The sequence below is a fragment of the Staphylococcus caprae genome (assembly GCF_002902725.1).
GTDB classification, from domain to species: Bacteria; Bacillota; Bacilli; order Staphylococcales; family Staphylococcaceae; genus Staphylococcus; species Staphylococcus caprae.
In genome coordinates, this window is sequence record NZ_PPRT01000013.1 from 22,835 (window position 1) to 43,362 (window position 20,528).

Sequence of the window (20,528 nt, forward strand, 5' to 3'; positions counted from 1 at the left end):
AGTACATAACATAGGAGGCAATAAGATGACTCATATTCAATTAGATTATGGTAAAACTTTAGAATTTTTCGACAAACATGAATTAGAACAACAAAAAGATATCGTTAAAACGATTCATCATACTATCCATAAAGGCACTGGTGCAGGTAACGACTTCTTAGGTTGGTTAGACTTACCAGTTGATTATGATAAAGAAGAATTTTCAAGAATTGTTGAAGCATCTAAACGTATTAAATCAAATTCTGATGTGCTCGTAGTGATAGGAATTGGGGGTTCATATTTAGGGGCACGTGCAGCAATCGAAATGTTAACTTCTTCATTTAGAACAAGTACTGAATATCCTGAAATTGTTTTTGTAGGAAATCATTTATCTTCAAGCTATACACAAGAATTAGTTCACTATTTAGCAGATAAAGATTTCTCAGTAAATGTAATTTCTAAATCTGGTACAACTACAGAACCTGCAGTTGCTTTCAGATTGTTTAAACAATTAGTTGAAGATAAATATGGTAAAGATGAAGCTAAGAAACGTATTTTCGCTACTACTGACAAATCAAAAGGCGCATTGAAACAATTAGCAGATAATGAAGGCTATGAAACATTTGTTGTGCCTGATGATGTAGGTGGAAGATATTCTGTATTAACTGCAGTAGGTCTATTACCAATTGCAACAGCAGGTATCAATATTGAGTCCATTATGATTGGCGCAGCTAAAGCTCGCGAAGAATTATCATCAGAAGATTTAGATCAAAACATTGCGTACCAGTATGCAACTATTCGTAATATCTTATATAGCAAAGGCTATACAACTGAAATGTTAATTAACTATGAGCCTTCTATGCAGTATTTCAATGAATGGTGGAAACAATTATACGGTGAATCTGAAGGTAAAGATTTCAAAGGTATCTATCCTTCAAGTGCCAATTACACAACAGATTTACACTCATTAGGACAATATGTTCAAGAGGGACGTCGTTTCTTATTCGAAACAGTTGTGAAAGTCAATCATCCGAAACATGATATTACAATTGAAAAGGATAGCGACGATCTAGATGGATTAAATTACTTAGCAGGTAAAACAATTGATGAAGTGAATACGAAAGCCTTCGAAGGTACATTATTAGCACACACTGACGGTGGCGTTCCTAATATTGTAGTTAACATCCCTCAATTAGATGAAGAAACTTTCGGTTATGTTGTTTACTTCTTTGAACTTGCTTGTGCGATGAGCGGCTATCAATTAGGTGTTAACCCATTCAACCAACCTGGTGTTGAAGCGTATAAACAAAACATGTTTGCATTATTAGGTAAACCAGGATATGAAGATAAGAAAAAAGAATTAGAAGACCGTTTATAATATGTAATATGATTAGGTCTCGTTTTACCATATATCATTAAAAATAAATGCCAATGTCTTGAGTTATATACTCGAGGTGTTGGCATTTTTACGAGGCTGGGACATAATTAATTGTCTCAGCTTTCTTTAACATATTGGCAGTAGATGTCTGAATTGAAAGTACACTTATATCAAGCTTCTTTCAATCCTAGCCATCCTTGCCGGCGGGGCCTCAACACAGAGAATTTCTTTAAAAGAAATTCTACAAACAATGCAAGTTGGGAGAGGGACAACGAAAATAATTTTGCTAAATTATTGTTCTGTCCCACTCCCCATATTGCTCAATTTCATTTATAGAGCCTTACAACTAAGGACTGATTTATATTGTTAACAAAATTTTGTTGTTTCAAAAAGCGTAAATTACCACTATAATAATAAAGTAATATTAACCCTAGAAAGGATTTGATGTTTTGTCGTTTCATCAATTAGAAGAATGGTTTGACGTATTTCGGCAATTCGGATATATTCCTGGGTTCATCATGCTCTACCTTAGAGCAATTGTGCCTGTGTTACCTTTGACGCTATATGTTGTACTATTAATGCACGCATATGGTTCAATTCCGGGAATTATCATCAGTTGGTTAGGCATCGTAACTGGTACATTTACAGTATTTCTAGTGTGTAAGAAACTTGTGAATACTGAGAGAATGAAAAGTGTTAAAAGAAGAAAGTCCGTTCAGAGACTTATAAGTTTTGTAGATAGACAAGGTTTAATACCTTTATTTATATTATTATGCTTTCCATTTACACCAAATACGTTGATTAATCTAGTAGCGAGTTTATCTCATATCAAAGTTAAGTATTACTTTATTGTATTAACTATTTCAAAACTAATTTCAATCACTATTTTAGGAGTAATGGGAAGGGAAGTAACTACCATTTTTACTAATCCGATACGCGCGCTTATTATGCTATTATTACTCGTTGCACTTTGGTTTATTAGTAAAAAAGTAGAAAAACATTTCATGGGTTCTACTAAGGAGTGAAAATGTGCGACGTGCGATTAAATATTTGATTTCCTTAATTTTTGCAATTATTATTGTACTATTCATTCAAAGCTTTATTATTATAGGCGCAGTCATACCAGATCAAAGTATGTCCCCAACTTTAAATAAAGATGATAGAGTGATTGTAAATAAAATTAAAGTTACCTTCGATTTACTTGACCATGGTGATATTATTATGTATCGACAAGATGGGCGAGTTCATTTTAGCAGAATCATTGGTAAGCCTGGAGAATCAATTGAAATTAGAAATCATCATTTATACAGAGATGATAGACGTGTAAATGATAAATATGCCAAACATAGACAAATCAATAACATTGCATTACGTGATATTAAAAATTCGGATGGAGATACAATTCCGCCTGGTTCATATGTCGTATTAAATGATAAAGATAGTGACAAATCAGACTCAAGACGCTATGGTTTGATTGACAAAAAGGATATCATTGGCGATGTAAGTTTAAAATATTACCCATTTAAAGAATTTGCCTATCAATTTTAGAAATTAGAAGAGGTGTAAAAATTGAAAAAAGAAATTATGGAGTGGATTGTCGCCATTGCCGTAGCGCTTGCACTTATATTTATAATAGGAAAATTTGTAGCTAAGCCATACACAATTAAAGGTGATTCCATGGATCCTACGTTAAAAGATGGTGAACGTGTCATGGTTAACATCATTGGTTATAAAATCGGCGGTGTTGAAAAAGGAAATGTCATTGTCTTCCATGCTAATAAAAAAGATGACTATGTCAAACGTGTGATTGGGACACCAGGCGATAGTGTTCAATATAAAAACGATACATTATATATCAATGGTAAAAAGCAAGAAGAACCATATTTGAACTATAATGAAAAGCGTAAACAAATTGAGTATATTACTGGTACGTTTAAAGTTAAAGACTTACCAAATGCGAACCCTAAATCAAATGTGATACCTAAAGGTAAATATTTAGTATTAGGTGATAACCGTGAAGTAAGTAAAGATAGTCGTTCATTTGGATTGATAGATAAAGATCAAATCGTAGGTAAAGTTTCATTTAGATTCTGGCCATTTAGCGAATTTAAATCTAATTTCAATCCAGATCACACTAAAAATTAAGCAAAAAAACTTAACAGAAGAACATCAATGATGGGGATTTCTATAAATAAATTTTATAGAGATCTCCATTTCTATTTATATTAGAACATGACTTTGATGTGATAATATTAAAGGTAAAGGAGTGAGGGAATGTCATGGAATTAAATACATATATCGGTAGAGCTGGTACGGGCAAATCAGCATCTATGCTTGATTATATAAAGAACGAAATGAAACACGATCCATTAGGTGACCCTATCATTTTAATTGCTCCAACACAAAGTACATTTCAACTTGAACAAGCCTTTGTCAATGATCCTGAACTGAATGGTAGTTTAAGAACAGAAGTCCTTCACTTTGAAAGATTAAGTCATCGTGTTTTTCAAGAAGTGGGCGGGTTTACAGAGCAAAGGTTATCTAAAGCCGCAATGGAAATGATGATTTATCACATTGTCCAGCAACATGAGTCAGAACTTAAATTGTACCGTTCGCAATCCAGATATTATGGATTCAGTGAAAAGCTTGCTGAACAAATTCAAGACTTTAAAAAATACAGTGTCACACCTGAGCATTTAGAACAATTTATTTCTGAACATCAATTACAAACACGAACGCAACATAAATTAGAAGACATTTCTCTCATATACAGACATTTAGAAGCGCGTATGAGTGGAGAATTTATAACGACAGAGGATAGTTTAGAACAATTTATAGATCAAATGTCGCAATCAGAATGGTTAAAACGTGCCGAAATATTTATTGATGGTTTCCATAACTTTTCAACACTTGAATATAGAATGATTGAAGCCCTTGTTCAACACGCGAAGAAAGTGACAGTACTATTAACCACGGATGGTAATCAAGACCAGTTTAGTTTATTTAGAAAGCCCTCTGAGGTTTTGACTCACTTAGAGGACATTGCCAGTCACTTAAATATTGAGCTGAATAAAACACAATTTAGTCATCGTTACCGTTTTGAAAATGAGGAGCTCAAACATTTAGAAAGTGACTTTGATGCATTGCAAATGACGCCTCAAGAACATTCAAATGCTATAGAAATACTTGAATCTTCCAGTATGCGAGAAGAAGTGAATGAATTAGCACGAAGAATCTTAAGAGACGTGCGCGATCATCAATTAAGGTTTCAAGATATTGCAATTTTGTATCGTGATGAGTCATATGCCTATTTATTCGACTCTATTTTTCCTTTGTATGATATTCCTTTTAATATAGATACGAAAAAATCAATGTCACATCATCCGATCATGGAAATGATTCGCTCTTTAATAGAAGTGATTCAATCCAATTGGAATATTAATGCCATGCTACGTTTATTCAAGACTGACATACTGACGTCGCAACTTAAGAATAGTAGTTATTTGATAGATTTACTTGAAAATTTTGTCCTAGAACGTGGTGTTTATGGTAAACGTTGGTTAGATGAAGACATTTTTAATGTTGAGCAGTTTAACAAGATGGGACGTAAATCACATGCTTTAACGCCTGAAGAACGAGAAACATATGAAGAAGTCATTCGTCTGAAGAATCATGTGATTGATAAAGTGCTTTATTTTGAAAAAGCGATGAGCGAAGCAACTACTGTAAGAGATTTTGCGACTGCTTTTTACGAAAGTATGGAATATTTTGAATTACCTAATCAACTGATGACAGAAAGAGATGAATTAGATGTAGCAGGAGCGCATCAACAAGCTGAAGAAATTGACCAAATATGGAATGGTTTCATACAAATATTAGATGATTTAGTTACTGTATTTGATACACAAGATATGACTTTGAAACAATTTCTTGAGGTGTTCGATATAGGTTTAGAACAACTTGAGTTCGTTATGATACCTCAAACATTGGATCAAGTTAGTATCGGTACAATGGATTTGGCTAAAGTGGATAATAAGCAACACGTTTATATGGTAGGTATGAATGATGGTTCCTTGCCACAGCCAGTATCTTCTTCTAGTTTGATTACTGATGAAGAGAAGAAATATTTCGAACAAAATGCTGATATAGAATTAAGTCCTACTTCAGATATTTTACAAATGGATGAAGCATTTGTTTGTTATATTGCTATGACACGTGCACGTCAGAAGGTGACATTTTCATATAGTTTAATGGGCAATTCTGGTGATGAAAAGGAAATCAGCCCGTTTCTATCACAAATTAAAGACATGTATCATCATTTAGAGATCACTAACATTCATCAAGAACATGAAGAACAACCAATCAGTCTAATGCAACATGTTCATCAAACTAAAATTGAATTATTTGATGCCTTACGTGCGTGGTTGGATCAAGAGGATGTAGATATAAGATGGCTCGATGCGTATCAAGTCATACGAGATGATGAGCGACTCAATCGAGGTCTAGACTATTTAATCACATCACTTACGTACGACAACGAAACAATACAACTTAACGAATCTTTAACGCAACAATTGTATGGCAAAACAATCAATGCAAGTGTGTCTCGTTTTGAAGGTTATCAACAATGTCCGTTTAAACATTATGCTTCACATGGTTTACGTTTAAATGAACGTACTAAGTATGAATTACAAAACTTTGATTTAGGAGATATTTTCCATTCAGTGCTGAAACATATCTCTGATCGCGTTGAAGGAGACTTTAAAAACTTAGATCGCAAGAAAATCAGAGCATTAACAGAAGAAGCGCTGGAAATGATTTTACCTAAAGTTCAATTTAATTTATTAAATTCTTCGGCGTATTATAAGTATTTATCTAGAAGAATAGGTTCAATTGTAGAGACAACATTAAGTGCATTGAAGTATCAAACTGGATTTTCAAAATTTGTACCTCAAAGATTCGAAACAGGTTTCCGCAAATCTCCTAAAAATAAAGAGGAATTGGTAGCACAACCTTTACACACTAAACAAGGTATTCCTATTAATATTCGGGGGCAGATTGACCGTATTGATACGTATACTAAAGGTGATCATAGTTATGTTAATATCATTGACTATAAATCATCAACGAGCAGCGCTACATTAGATTTAACGAAAGTATATTACGGTTTGCAAATGCAGATGATGACCTACATGGATATCGTTTTGCAAAATCAAGAAAGATTAGGTCTCACAGATATTGTTAAACCTGGTGGTCTACTTTATTTCCATGTTCATGAACCGCGTATTAAATTTGAAAATTGGTCCAAAATTGATGAAGAAAAATTAGATAAAGAATTAATTAAAAGCTTTAAGATGAGTGGTCTTCTAAATAGTGATGAAGAAGTCATTGATGCGATAGATAGTCGTATGGAACCAAGTTTTACTTCAGATATTGTCCCTCTTGGTTTAACAACTAAAGGTGCAATCAGTAAGAATACCAGTCGTGTAGCCGATGAAGATGTTATTCGCCAATTTATTCAACATAACAAGAATAACTTCATCGACACTGCGACACATATTATGGATGGTCACACTGAAGTGGCACCTTTAAAATACAAAAACACATTGCCATGTCAATTTTGTAGTTATCAATCTGTATGTCATGTCGATGGCATGATAGATAGTAAACGCTATCGCACAGTAGATGAAACCATTAAACCTCTGGAATTAATTCAAAAAATGATCGACGAAGGTGGTGACAAGTGATGATTCCTACTAAACCGAATGATGTGATTTGGACTGACGCACAATGGCGTAGTATTTATGCGAAAGGTCAAGACGTGCTTGTTGCTGCTGCAGCAGGATCAGGTAAAACAGCTGTCTTAGTAGAACGTATTATTCAGCGTATCTTAAGAGATAAAATTGATGTTGACCGCTTATTAGTCGTAACATTTACAAATTTAAGTGCACGTGAGATGAAACATCGGGTTGACCAGCGTATTCAAGAAGCTTCAATAGAAGATCCGAATAATGAACATTTAAAAAATCAACGCATTAAAATTCATCAAGCTCAAATCTCAACGTTACATAGTTTTTGTTTGAAATTAATTCAACAACATTATGACGTATTAGATATTGATCCGAATTTCAGAACAAGTAATGAAGCTGAAAATGTGTTGTTACTCGATCAAACGATTGATGATGTTTTAGAACGCCATTATGATATTTTAGATCCAGATTTTATAGATTTAACCGAACAATTATCATCTGATAGAAATGATGATCAATTTAGAGACATTATTAAACGTATGTACTTCTTTAGTATTGCGAATCCTAATCCTTTCGAATGGTTGAATCAATTATCTCATCCTTATAGAGATGAAGAACAACAAGCTCAATTATTAAAATTATTAAATGATTTGGCTATGATTTTCTTAAAAGCAGCTCATGAAGAAATACAAAAGAGTTTCGATTTATTCTCTATGTTAGAGGATGTGGAGAAACATTTAGAAGTCGTTGAAGATGAGCGTCGATTTGTTTCTAAAGTGATAGAAGGAGAAGTCATTCACACTGACACGCTTGTGTCTCATCAATTTGTAAGTCGTTTTCCTTCTATATCCAAGAAAATTAAAGAAACAAATGAAGGTATGGAAGAGGCATTAAACGACGCTAAGAAACACTATGATCATTATAAAGAACTAGTCTCTGAAGTGAAAAATAACTACTTTTCAAGAAGCGCAGAAGATTTGAAGTTAGATATGCAAAAATTGGCACCGAGAGTAGCATATTTAGCTCAAATCGTTAAAGATGTGATTGAGGCGTTTAGCAAGCAAAAGCGTAGTCGCAATTTATTGGATTTCGCAGATTATGAACACTTTGCCTTACAAATTCTCACTAATGAGGATGGGACACCTTCTCACATTGCCGAAACGTATCGAGAACACTTTAAAGAAATACTTGTCGATGAGTATCAAGATACAAACCGTGTACAAGAAAAGATTTTGTCATGTATTAAAACGGGTGACGAACATAACGGGAATCTGTTCATGGTAGGTGATGTAAAACAGTCGATTTATAAATTTAGACAGGCTGATCCCAGTCTCTTTATTGAAAAATACAATCGCTTTACAAGTGATGGACAAGATTCAGGCATGGTTATTGACTTGTCGCAAAACTTCCGCTCTAGACAAGAGGTACTCTCTACAACAAATTATTTATTTAAACATATGATGGATGAAAATGTAGGAGAAATCACCTATGATGATGCGGCTCAACTTTATTACGGTGCGCCATATGATCAAGCTGAGAATCCCGTACAACTTCGTGCATTAATTGAAGCGGATAAGGAATCTAGTGATTTAACAGGAAGCGAACAAGAGGCGGACTACATTGTTGAACAAGTAAAAGATATCATCGAAAATAGACAAGTTTACGATATGAAAAATGGGACGTATAGAAATGCGACCTACAAAGATATAGTCATATTAGAGAGAAATACTGATAATGCTCGAAATCTTCAACAAGCGTTTAAAAACAGTGACATTCCCTTTCATGTTAAAAGTAAAAAGGGATACTTTGAACAAACTGAAGTTCGACTCGTATTATCTTTTTTACGAACTGTAGATAATCCTTTGCAAGATATTTATCTTGTTGGTTTAATGCGTTCAGTGATTTATCAATTTACAGAAGATGAATTAGCTGAAATTCGAGTGATAAGTCCTAACGATATCTATTTCTATCAATCAATAGAACACTATATTAATGATGACAACGCAAATGCTCAACTTGTTGATAAGTTAAAACGATTTATCAAAGATATAAAAAAATATCAGATTTATAGTCAAAGTGAACCTGTTTACCAATTAATTGATAAATTTTATAACGACCACTTTGTTATTCAATATTTTAGTGGTCTCCTCGGTGGCAAGGGTAGAAGAGCTAATCTTTATGGACTTATTAATAAGGCTATAGAATTCGAAAATTCTAGCTTTAGAGGATTGTTCCAATTTATTCGATTTATTGATGAATTGATTGACCGTGGAAGAGACTTCGGTGAGGAAAATATTGTTGGGCCGAACGATAATGTCGTTAGAATGATGACTATTCATAGTAGTAAAGGTTTGGAATTCCCATTCGTCATCTATTCTGGACTTTCTAAGAAATATAATGAAAGCGATCTGACTAAGCCAGTCATTTTAAATCAACAATATGGTTTAGGTATGGATTATTTCGATACTGAAAAGGAAATGATCTATCCATCTCTATCCTCAGTAGCTTACAGAGCAATTAATAGTAAGGAACATATTTCTGAGGAAATGCGATTAATTTACGTCGCATTAACACGTGCGAAAGAACAACTCATCTTGATAGGTAGGGTTAAAAAAGAAAAAGAATTAACCGATCTTGAACAATTGGCAATTTCTGGGAATCATATTGCTGTAAATGAGCGTTTAACTGCTAAGAATTCATTTAAATTAATCTATAGTATTCTTGCAAAGCATCAAAGTGCGTCATTACCTCATGATCAGAAGTTTGAAAAGGATATTGAAACACTCAATTCTGAAATGAAGCCAAGGGTATCCATCGTTGTAGATCACTACGAAGATGTATCTACTGAAGAAGTTACCCCTGAAAATGAACGCCGAACAGTGAGTGATATGGATGACATCAATAGTGGCGATGATGACGTTAAAGCTAAAATTCATCAACAACTGACATATCAATATCCATATCAAGAGGATACTTTGAAACCTTCAAAACAGTCTGTGTCTGAATTAAAACGTCAACTTGAAACAGAAGAAAGTGACACGAATTACGACAGAGTCAGACAATATCGTATTGGTGTTGCCACATATGAGCGCCCTCGATTTTTAAGTCAAAATAAAAAGCGTAAAGCTAATGAAATCGGTACTTTAATGCATACAGTCATGCAACATTTACCTTTTAAAGAAGGGCGTATGACTAGAGAAGAGCTAGACCAGTACGTGGATGAATTAATCGAACGTAATATTATTGAAGAAGATGCTAAAGCAGATATCAAATTTGATGAGATGATGAGTTTTATTGAAAGTGATCTGTATATGCAAATCGCACAAGCGGATAAAGTGTATACTGAATTACCATTTGTTGTGAATCAAGCGAAAGTAGATCAATTGCCTGAGTCGGAAGAAGACGTTTCAATTATTCAAGGTATGATTGATTTAATCTTCCAAAAGGATGGCGCATACTATTTCGTTGATTATAAAACAGATGCATTCAATAGAAGAAAAGGTATGACCGATGATGAAATTGGTCAACAACTTAAAGAAAAATATCAAATTCAAATGAAGTATTATCGTAATACGTTAGAGACAATACTTAAACAACCAGTTAAAGGATATCTCTATTTCTTCAAATTTGGTATGTTAGAAATTGATAAATAATCGAACAAATAAAAGAATAAAAAGTTAAAAATTTGCCATGTTTCTCGTAAGCGTATCGCATTCGAGAACATGGCTTTTTTAACAACTAAGAGACATATGTTCTGTAAGAAATTTCTTAATTTTCTTACTTATATATTTGTTATTTGAACTCAGATATAGTTATAATATGAAATAAGATATAGATGAGGAGTTGATTATGAATGAAATTTCTATCATTCAAACACAATGACAGAACTTCATACGGTGTCAAAGTAAAACGTGAAGATGCTGTTTGGGATTTACCAATGGTCTTTGCAGAATTTGGTGAAGAAGATTTCCATCCTAAAACTTTATTACAAGGCTTACAACAAAACCAAACACTAGATTTTCAAGAACAAGTGCGTAAAGCAGTAGTGGCTGCTGAAGATAGTGGAAGAGAAGAAGAATTTAAAATTTCATTTAACGATGTAGAGTTTTTACCACCTGTCACTCCACCTAATAACGTCATCGCATTTGGACGTAATTACCAAGATCATGCAAGCGAGTTAAATCATGAAGTTGAACGTTTATATGTATTCACTAAAGCTGCATCATCTTTAACAGGTGATGAATCAACAATTCCTAATCACAAAGACATTACTGACCAATTAGATTATGAAGGCGAATTAGGTATCGTCATCGGTAAATCAGGTGAGAAGATCCCTAAAGCTTTAGCCTTAGATTATATTTACGGTTATACAATTATTAATGATATTACTGACCGTACAGCACAAAATGCTCACGACCAAGCTTTCTTATCTAAAAGTTTAACTGGTGCTTGTCCAATGGGTCCATATATCGTAACAAAAGATGAGCTTCCTACTCCTGAGAATGTAAACATCGTTACTAAAGTCAACAACGAAATTCGTCAAGATGGTAGTACGGGAGAAATGATTCTTAAAATTGATGAATTAATCGAAGAAATTTCTAAATATGTTGCATTACATCCAGGCGATATTATTGCTACTGGTACACCTGCAGGCGTGGGTGCAGGTATGGAACCACCACAATTCTTACAACCTGGCGATGAAGTTAAAGTAACGATTGATAATATTGGTACGTTAACAACTTATATTTCTGAAGATAAATAATAAATGCTTTTCATTTATGTCTCTGTACTCTAATGAGTTTTAGACATGAATTTTTTAGAAACTACTTTATTATTTAAAGTGCATCCTAAAAGTTGGAGTAAAATTGAACTTTTTAGGGTGCGCTTTTTCTTGGAATAATATTATAAATTTAAAATGATGATTATTTTAATGAAGTTGTGAAATAAAAATAAGAGTGATGCTATCATTAACATTTCCTAAATATGTTATGATAGTTGAGAAAAATATATATGGGGGGACACATATGTTACATGTCCATATTTTAAGTTGGGTTTTAGCAATTATTTTGTTTATCGCGACTTATTTAAACTTTTCAAAAGTTCAAGGTGCAACACCTTACTTTAAACCATTACATATGGCATTGCGTTTATTCATGCTACTCACATTGATTTCCGGTTTCTGGGAATTAATAAAAGAGTTTGTTGCTGCTGCACACGGTGGCGGCGGTAACCACATGTTATTAACATTCAAAATGTTATGTGGTTTAGCGGTGATCGCTTTTATGGAAGTATCTATTGCGAAAAGAAAGAAAAAAGAAGAAGGGCATAAATTCTTTTGGATTACAATCGCATTAATTGTTATAACTATTGTCATTGGTATTATTTTACCATGGGGTCCTATAACTAAAATGCTTGGTTTAGGATAGAATTGAATATAAATAATAAGCTGCGTACGTTACCACAACGGTACATACGCAGCTTTTTAATTTTATCTTGCTTTGTAACCTATCATATTGATTAAATCTTTTGGATGACTGTAAGGAGGGGCATAAGCGACTTCAAATTCTGTTAATTCATCAACAGTCATTTGATTCATCATTGCCATTGACATAATATCTATTCTTTTGTCTACGCCTTCTTGACCGATTGCCGCAGCACGTAAAAGTTTACGAGAATCCTTTTCAAAGTAGACTCTTAAATGAAGGGGAGTATTTCTTGGGTAATAACCTGCATGTGCGCCTTGTTTCACTTCGACCATTTCATAATTGAAATAGTCAAGTTCATTAGGTTTTACGCCAACACTCGCAAGTGTATAATCAAAGAATTTAACAATATTTGAACCTAGATAGCCTTTAAATGAAATAGAAGCATCTCCAGCTAATTGTTCGGCAATAATACTTGCACCACGGTGTGCGCCCCATGCAAGCGGAACTTGTGCTTGCAAATCAACGTGACGATAAAACGATGTAATGACATCTCCTAAGGCATAAATATTAGGAATATTAGTTTGAAATTTGTCGTTCACTGGTACAAAACCATGTTCATCTAATTGAACATTTGAAGATTGAATAAACTTAGAGTTTGGATGTGTTCCAACACCTTCAATAATGAGGTCGTAATTTTCAACTTTACCAGAGGTGAAAGTGACTTGATGTTGATCAATTTTACTAATTTCTTCATTGAATCTATAAGAGATATTTCTTTTTTCTAATTCATCAATAATAGGTTGATTCATATCTTGATCCATTAGTTTGTTAATATGATTTGAGCGATGGATCAAAGTCACGTTCAAGCCACGTTCATGTAAATTTTCTAATACTTCTAAAGAAATGTAACCTGCACCTACGACGAGTGCATGCTTTGCATCCGTTTCACTTATAAATTGATCAATAGCTTCAGTATCTTCAAAGTTTCTTAGAGTGAATGCAATATCACTTTCAAACCCTAAAGAATTAGCGTCAGCACCAGGGCTTAATATAAGTGTGTCATATGATTCTTCAAAAGTTTCTCCAGATTGTCGATTGCATACAGTCACAGTTTGTTTATCATCATTAATTTCTATAACTTCATGATATGTTTTGACTTTAATTTGCTTTTTCTGATAAAAAGTTTCAGGTGTATAAGCCAATACGTTATCTCGTTCGTTAACGATTTCGCCGATATAATAAGGTAAAGCACAATTTGCAAAGCTCATGTCTCTGTCCTTTTCAAAAATAACTATCTCGCTTTCTTTATCTAAACGGCGAATTTGACTTGCGCAAGTAGCGCCACCTGCAACCGCACCGACGATAACAATTTTATTCACGATGTTAACTCCTTTATTTGTTTATAGGAAGGAGACTTCTAAGCACGTCTTCCCATTTACGATTTGTATATATTAGTAATAACGTAGATTTAAATCAAAGAAATCATTTAAGTAGCGACCAATGCCATCGTTATTATTACTGTATGTTGTATGATTTGCTACATCTTTTAAGTCTTGCAATCCATTGTCCATGGCAATACCGTATGTAGCATATTTAATCATTTCTATATCATTATCTTCGTCGCCAAATGCAATAATTCGATCGTCTGCGATATTGAGATATTGTTTTGCATATTCAATGCCTCGTGCTTTATTAATACCACGTTTAACGATTTCTATTACTGGAAAAGGTGCGCCCCAACGACGATGTTCAATATTTTCAGCATAAAAATGAGTGAGCATATCTTTAATTTCTGGAATATTATCTTCATCTGCTTCAACGAGTAAAGAAGTTGGAGATTCATTCAATTGCTCTAATAGATTACCTGTTTGTATTTTAGGATTCCCCATTGAAAAGCCTTCAAATAGACGGGGATCATGATTATTAATAAAGACATAATCTTTTACTTCAGCAATGATGTTAGTTACATGTGATTGTTGAAGAGCAGTAATGATATTCTTAGATATTTCAACATCTAAAACTTCATGAATTGTTTCAAAATCTTGAGCTTTTGGATGATGTACATAAGCGCCGTTAAAATTAACAACGGGTGTGTTCATGTTTAATTCATGATAGTAGATTTGACTTGCTCTATAAGGTCGACCAGTAGCAATCATAATGTAATGGCCGCGTTGTTGTAATTCAGTTAAAACTTGTTTTGTATAAGATGAGATTTCTTTGTTGTCGTTTAATAATGTTCCATCTAAGTCTAGACAAATTAAATATGGTTGCATAAATGACTCCTTGTGTTTCGTATTATCATGTATCAGTATCATAGCATTTTATTGGCGTTTTGTCGGATATTTGATATATTAGTATAAAGATAATTTAGAGAGGTGATACTCATGGAGGAAGCTTTAAAAGATAGCATCCTAGGAGCTCTTGAAATGGTTATTGACCCTGAATTAGGCATTGATATTGTCAATTTAGGTTTAGTATATAAAGTTGATGTAGACGATGAAGGTCTATGCACAGTTGAAATGACATTGACTTCTATGGGATGTCCTTTAGGACCACAAATTATAGAACAAATTAAAGGTGTTTTAGCAGAAATTCCTGAGATTTCTGATACAGAAGTTAACATTGTTTGGAACCCACCATGGAATAAAGATATGATGTCTCGTTATGCGAAGATCGCTCTAGGTGTTGGATAAATTTGTGTTTTTAAGGAATAGTTACACATTTTCTTTGTGAAAATGATAGTAGCTATTCTTTTTTGTGTGGAAAATGATAAAAAATATTTATGAAGTGATTATTTAACCTGAAATGGAGTTAAGAAATTTTTAATAAAATCAAACTGCTATTTAAATTGAATTAATGTTACAAATATATTACAATGTTTAACACTTACTACTTTTCGGGGAAAATTAATTCTCACATTAAAATAAATAACTTTATACTTTATTAATAGTATAATTAATAATATTGTGAAGAATTCGACATAAGTTGATAATGAGACACCAAGAATGGAACATAAGGTAATTAGTCAATTTACGGGAAAAATTGAATAAAATGTTTTATTCGAAGAGTGTGATTGAGAAGTTTGTCACTTCAATGAATCATTGTTAGAATCTCAATTTATTTATTTTTAGAAATTTATTATTAATAGGGAATGACTATAAAAAATGGAAAAAGAATTAAAGAAAGGTCATCAACGCGGTAAAAAAATGCGTTATATGCCTGGACTTGATGGTTTGCGCGCAATTGCGGTTCTTGGAATTATTATCTATCACTTAAATAAGAAATGGCTCACTGGCGGTTTCTTAGGAGTAGATACTTTCTTTGTTATCTCAGGTTTTTTGATAACAAGTCTATTATTAAAAGAATATGAAGAAACAGGAATTATTAACCTTAAAAGTTTCTGGATTAGACGTATAAAAAGACTTTTACCTGCGGTGTTAGCCTTATTGATTGTGGTTGGTTTTGCAACACTTGTTCTTGAACCTGATAATATCGTTAGGGTCAAGCATGACATTATTGCCGCAATTTTTTATGTATCTAACTGGTGGTATATAGCTAAAGATGTTAATTACTTTGAACAATTTTCATTTATGCCATTAAAACATCTATGGTCTTTAGCTATTGAAGAACAATTTTATCTGTTCTTCCCAGCAATATTAATTTTATTATTGATGACAATGAAGAAGTATAAAAATGTAGCGCTTGTATTTTGGATTATTTCTTTAATCTCACTATTATTAATGGTTGTAATTTCTCAACCACATATGAATCATTCACGTGTATATTTTGGTACTGATACAAGACTACAAACATTACTGTTAGGAGTACTTCTTGCATTTATGTGGCCACCATTTAAACTTAAGGCAAATCCACCTAGGGCACTAAAAGCAACTATTGATACTGCCGGAATAGTCGGTTTGTTATTTTTAGTTGTTTTATTCTTTACAGTTAAAGATGAAAGTGACTGGATTTACAATGGCGGGTTCTATCTCATCTCAGCTATGTCATTACTTATCATAGCGAGTGTCGTTCATCCTGCTACATTGGTATCTAAAGCCTTAGGTAATCCATTGTTTGTCTATATTGGTAAACGGTCATATAGTCTGTACTTGTGGCATTTTCCTATAATTAGTTTCATTCATAGTCATTATATAGACGGGCAAATTCCAGTTTATGTTTATTTCTTAGATATCATATTAACTGTTATGTTTGCCGAATTATCTTATCGATACGTAGAGACACCTTTCAGAAAGCAAGGACTTAAAGCGTTTGCTATTAAGAAGAGATTTAAACCTCAATTTATAAGAACTGTGGTAACAATTATATTAGCATTACCACTTATTCTGATACTTGCAGGTGCATTTGATAAATTAGGTAAAGATAAAATTTCTGATAAAGCACAATCATTTAATACAAATGAAAATGACAAATATCTCATCCATATGTTGCCTATTGATGACATTACGCTTACGAATGATGGAAAAACAAAAGAAGGTAAGAATGAGGATGAAGTGTATTCTGATATTAAACCATTACTAATCGGGGACTCGGTCATGGTCGATATTGGTGAACAGTTTAAATCTAGAGTTCCGAAGGCAAATATTGATGGTAAAGTGGGGCGAAACTTGTATCAAGCACTTCCATTAGTAGATAGCAATTATAAGAATTATAGTAAATCTTCTGACCAAGTTGTTTTAGAATTAGGTACTAATGGGGATTTCTCAAAAGAGCAATTAGATGATCTAATTGATAAATTTGGAAAAGCTCAAGTCTACCTTGTTAATACGAGAGTGCCAAGATCATATGAAGGCCATGTGAATCAGTTAATGGCAAATGCTGCTAAAAGTCATAAGAATGTAAAACTTGTTGATTGGTACAAACGTTCAGAAGGGCATACAGAGTACTTTGCTCCAGATGGTATACATCTTGAAAATAGCGGTGTCGAAGCTCTAACAGATGAAATATTGAAAAATATGAAAAAGAAATAGGTTTAATGAGAAACTAGTTTGACGTTAATCAGCTAACGTTGGGCTAGTTTCTTTTTATGTAATTAAAGGTATAAAGAAACTAGATATTGTAGAATTTATTTTCAAAAATTAATAGGGAAAAAAGGTCAAAAAATAAGTGTAAATTGTTGAATATTGATGAAAGAGGGTCTATAATATAATTAAGGTCAAAGAAAGTCAAAGTCAAAAAACATTTGCCTGTGACCTATTTACTCTAAATAAATAGAGGTGAAAAAATTGGATATTAATCAAATGACTTACGCTGTTCAAGGCGCTTTACAAAAAGCAGTCGAAATCAGTAAAGAATATGAATTACAAAATATTGAAAATGAAGCGCTTCTAAAAGCAACATTAGAAGAAAGTGAAAGTTTATTCAAAAGTGTATTAGAAAGAGCAAATATTGATGTCGAACAATTAACGAAAGCTTATGAAAATAAATTAAAAAATTATCCAACAGTACAAGGAGATAATGTACAATACGGACAATATATTAGTCCGAAAGCCAATGAATTATTAAATAAAGCAGAAACATATATGAAAGAATATGAAGACGAATTCATTTCTATGGAACATATATTACGCGCTGCTATGGACATTGATCAAACAACGCAACAATTTATTGGTAATAAAGCAGAAGTTATCAAAGAAATTATCACTAAAGTAAGAGGGGGAAATCATGTGACAACTCAAAATCCAGAAGTAAACTACGAAGCATTAGAGAAATATGGTCGTGACTTAGTAGAAGAAGTTCGACAAGGTAAAATGGACCCTGTGATTGGTAGAGACGAAGAAATTCGTAATACAATTCGAATTTTAAGTCGAAAAACTAAAAACAATCCTGTATTAATCGGAGAACCAGGTGTAGGTAAAACTGCCATCGTAGAAGGTTTAGCACAACGTATCGTTAAAAAAGACGTGCCTGAATCATTACTAGATAAAACGATTTTCGAACTCGATTTAAGTGCTTTAGTCGCTGGTGCGAAATATAGAGGTGAATTTGAAGAACGTCTCAAAGCAGTACTTAAAGAAGTTAAAGAATCAGAAGGTCGTATTATTCTATTTATAGATGAAATTCACATGTTAGTCGGTGCTGGTAAAACTGAGGGCGCAATGGATGCAGGAAACATGTTGAAACCAATGTTAGCACGTGGTGAATTGCATTGTATTGGTGCAACAACATTAAACGAATATAGAGAATATATTGAAAAAGATTCTGCCTTAGAGCGTCGTTTCCAAAAAGTAGGTGTCAGCGAACCAGATGTTGAAGATACAATTTCAATCTTACGTGGTTTAAAAGAACGTTATGAAGTGTATCATGGTGTTCGTATCCAAGACCGTGCGCTAGTCGCTGCGGCTGAATTATCAGATCGTTATATTACTGATCGATTCTTACCTGATAAAGCGATTGATTTAGTAGACCAAGGTTGTGCGACAATTCGTACTGAAATGGGCTCTAATCCAACTGAATTAGACCAAGTTAATCGTCGTGTAATGCAATTGGAAATTGAAGAAAGCGCATTGAAAAATGAATCTGATAATGCAAGTAAACAACGACTACAAGAACTACAGGAAGAGCTTTCTAATGAAAAAGAAAAACAAGCATCATTACAATCTCGTGTAGAACAAGAAAAAGAAAAAATAGGTAAATTACAACAAAAACGAGCTGAATTAGATGAAAGTAGAAAAGCCCTCGAAGATGCACAAACAAATAACAACCTTGAGAAAGCTGCTGAATTACAATACGGTAAAATTCCACAATTAGAGAAAGAATTAAGAGAGCTAGAAGAAGTCTTCCAAGATGAAACAGGTGAAGACAGCGACAGAATGATTCGTGAGGTTGTATCTGACGAAGAAATTGGAGATATTGTAAGTCAATGGACAGGTATTCCAGTTTCTAAACTTGTAGAAACTGAAAGAGAGAAATTATTGCACCTTGGCGATATACTTCATAAACGTGTCGTTGGTCAAGACAAAGCAGTAGACTTGGTTTCTGATGCCGTAGTTAGAGCACGTGCAGGTATCAAAGATCCAAATAGACCTATTGGTAGCTTCTTATTCTTAGGACCGACAGGTGTAGGTAAAACTGAATTAGCTAAATCACTTGCTGCTTCACTATTTGATTCTGAAAAACACATGATTCGAATTGATATGAGTGAATATATGGAAAAACATGCAGTCTCTCGTTTGATTGGTGCCCCTCCAGGCTATGTTGGTCATGATGAAGGCGGACAATTAACTGAAGCAGTTAGACGAAATCCTTATTCAGTTATTTTATTAGATGAAGTAGAAAAAGCGCACAGCGATGTCTTTAATGTGCTACTTCAAATATTAGATGAAGGTCGACTTACTGACTCTAAAGGACGCAGTGTTGATTTCAAAAATACAATTATCATCATGACAAGTAATATTGGATCACAAGTGTTACTTGAAAACGTTAAAGACGCTGGAGAAATTAGCGAAAGTACTGAGAAAGCGGTAATGGATAGCTTACATGCTTATTTCAAACCTGAAATCTTAAACCGTATGGATGATATTGTATTATTTAAACCATTATCAGTTAGTGATATGAGTATGATTGTCGATAAAATCTTAACTCAATTAAACATTAGATTATTAGAGCAACGTATCTCAATTGAAGTATCTGATAAAGCTAAAAAATGGCTAGGTGAAGAGGCTTATGAACCACAATTTGGTGCTAGACCATTAAAACGTTTTGTTCAAAGACAAATCGAAACACCACTTGCCCGCATGATGATTAAAGAAAGTCTACCTGAAGGTACAACAATTAAAGTAGATTTAAATTCTGACAATGAATTACAATTTGACGTTGAAAAAGCAGAAAATATTTAATGAAATAGAATGAATCAAACAAAGATCCAAGAAAGTGTGTGCAAGTCACTTTCTTGGATTTATTTTTTATTAAAGAATATTAATTTAAACGTCAGGGGTTTTGTAGTAGTATATATTTATACTTTTATTTTGTAATAAT

Annotated in this window: 13 protein-coding genes; 11 read left to right on the plus strand and 2 right to left on the minus strand. The window is 33.3% G+C overall.

All coding sequences use genetic code 11. The features are described 5' to 3' along the window. The first annotated feature begins 25 nt into the window (after positions 1–25). The 8 genes from CD155_RS02720 to CD155_RS02755 all read left to right on the plus strand — a co-directional run bounded on the left by CD155_RS02720 (position 26) and on the right by CD155_RS02755 (position 12,533). On the plus strand, positions 26–1,357 hold the full coding sequence (locus CD155_RS02720; protein ID WP_103212448.1) for a glucose-6-phosphate isomerase: 1,332 nt from the start codon (positions 26–28) through the stop codon (positions 1,355–1,357). 449 nt (positions 1,358–1,806) lie between these two features. Further along, positions 1,807–2,382 (plus strand): TVP38/TMEM64 family protein, encoded by a 576-nt coding sequence (locus CD155_RS02725; protein WP_037541249.1) that lies wholly within the window; start codon positions 1,807–1,809, stop codon positions 2,380–2,382. A gap of 4 nt (positions 2,383–2,386) precedes the next feature. Further along, entirely contained in the window at positions 2,387–2,905 is a 519-nt protein-coding gene (gene lepB / locus CD155_RS02730) for a signal peptidase I (protein ID WP_002441809.1), read from the plus strand. 21 nt (positions 2,906–2,926) lie between these two features. After that, positions 2,927–3,502: a signal peptidase I gene (gene lepB, locus CD155_RS02735; RefSeq protein WP_103212449.1), complete on the plus strand. Its 576-nt coding sequence runs from the start codon at positions 2,927–2,929 to the stop codon at positions 3,500–3,502. A gap of 134 nt (positions 3,503–3,636) precedes the next feature. Beyond that, positions 3,637–7,104: a helicase-exonuclease AddAB subunit AddB gene (gene addB / locus CD155_RS02740; RefSeq protein WP_103212450.1), complete on the plus strand. Its 3,468-nt coding sequence runs from the start codon at positions 3,637–3,639 to the stop codon at positions 7,102–7,104. Next, positions 7,104–10,760 carry a helicase-exonuclease AddAB subunit AddA gene (addA, locus tag CD155_RS02745; RefSeq protein WP_103212451.1) on the plus strand — a complete coding sequence of 1,219 codons (3,657 nt, stop codon included), beginning with the start codon at positions 7,104–7,106 and terminating at the stop codon, positions 10,758–10,760. Before addB ends, addA begins: the two co-directional genes overlap by 1 nt. Before the next feature lie 200 nt (positions 10,761–10,960). Continuing rightward, positions 10,961–11,869 carry a fumarylacetoacetate hydrolase family protein gene (locus tag CD155_RS02750; RefSeq protein ID WP_002441813.1) on the plus strand — a complete coding sequence of 303 codons (909 nt, stop codon included), beginning with the start codon at positions 10,961–10,963 and terminating at the stop codon, positions 11,867–11,869. Between the two features lie 262 nt (positions 11,870–12,131). Next, positions 12,132–12,533 carry a YisL family protein gene (locus CD155_RS02755; protein ID WP_103212452.1) on the plus strand — a complete coding sequence of 134 codons (402 nt, stop codon included), beginning with the start codon at positions 12,132–12,134 and terminating at the stop codon, positions 12,531–12,533. Positions 12,534–12,595: 62 nt separating this feature from the next. Here the strand turns inward: CD155_RS02755 and CD155_RS02760 are convergent, their stop codons facing one another. Together CD155_RS02760 and CD155_RS02765 are read right to left on the minus strand one after the other, a co-directional pair. After that, on the minus strand, positions 12,596–13,912 hold the full coding sequence (locus tag CD155_RS02760; protein WP_103212453.1) for a CoA-disulfide reductase: 1,317 nt from the start codon (positions 13,910–13,912) through the stop codon (positions 12,596–12,598). 72 nt (positions 13,913–13,984) lie between these two features. Next, on the minus strand, positions 13,985–14,806 hold the full coding sequence (locus tag CD155_RS02765) for a Cof-type HAD-IIB family hydrolase (protein WP_044466319.1): 822 nt from the start codon (positions 14,804–14,806) through the stop codon (positions 13,985–13,987). Between the two features lie 111 nt (positions 14,807–14,917). Between CD155_RS02765 and CD155_RS02770 the strand changes: the two genes are divergently transcribed. From CD155_RS02770 to clpB, 3 genes are all read left to right on the plus strand, one after another. Beyond that, complete coding sequence (locus CD155_RS02770; RefSeq protein WP_002433201.1) at positions 14,918–15,226, plus strand: metal-sulfur cluster assembly factor; 309 nt, start codon at positions 14,918–14,920, stop codon at positions 15,224–15,226. Positions 15,227–15,697: 471 nt separating this feature from the next. After that, on the plus strand, positions 15,698–17,521 hold the full coding sequence (locus tag CD155_RS02775; protein WP_002441817.1) for an acyltransferase family protein: 1,824 nt from the start codon (positions 15,698–15,700) through the stop codon (positions 17,519–17,521). 255 nt (positions 17,522–17,776) lie between these two features. Beyond that, the gene (gene clpB / locus CD155_RS02780; RefSeq protein WP_103212454.1) at positions 17,777–20,389 is read left to right on the plus strand and encodes an ATP-dependent chaperone ClpB; all 2,613 of its coding nucleotides are present in this window, start codon (positions 17,777–17,779) and stop codon (positions 20,387–20,389) included. The last annotated feature ends 139 nt before the right edge of the window (positions 20,390–20,528 follow it).

What these genes read in the sequence shown, in the direction of transcription:
- CD155_RS02750 (WP_002441813.1), top strand. Translation starts at nt 10,961, where the DNA reads ATGAAATTTCTATCATTCAAACACAATGACAGAACTTCATACGGTGTC.
- CD155_RS02770 (WP_002433201.1), top strand. Translation starts at nt 14,918, where the DNA reads ATGGAGGAAGCTTTAAAAGATAGCATCCTAGGAGCTCTTGAAATGGTT.
- CD155_RS02755 (WP_103212452.1), top strand. Translation starts at nt 12,132, where the DNA reads ATGTTACATGTCCATATTTTAAGTTGGGTTTTAGCAATTATTTTGTTT.
- addA (WP_103212451.1), top strand. Translation starts at nt 7,104, where the DNA reads ATGATTCCTACTAAACCGAATGATGTGATTTGGACTGACGCACAATGG.
- CD155_RS02720 (WP_103212448.1), top strand. Translation starts at nt 26, where the DNA reads ATGACTCATATTCAATTAGATTATGGTAAAACTTTAGAATTTTTCGAC.
- addB (WP_103212450.1), top strand. Translation starts at nt 3,637, where the DNA reads ATGGAATTAAATACATATATCGGTAGAGCTGGTACGGGCAAATCAGCA.
- CD155_RS02765 (WP_044466319.1), bottom strand. Translation starts at nt 14,806, where the DNA reads ATGCAACCATATTTAATTTGTCTAGACTTAGATGGAACATTATTAAAC.
- CD155_RS02775 (WP_002441817.1), top strand. Translation starts at nt 15,698, where the DNA reads ATGGAAAAAGAATTAAAGAAAGGTCATCAACGCGGTAAAAAAATGCGT.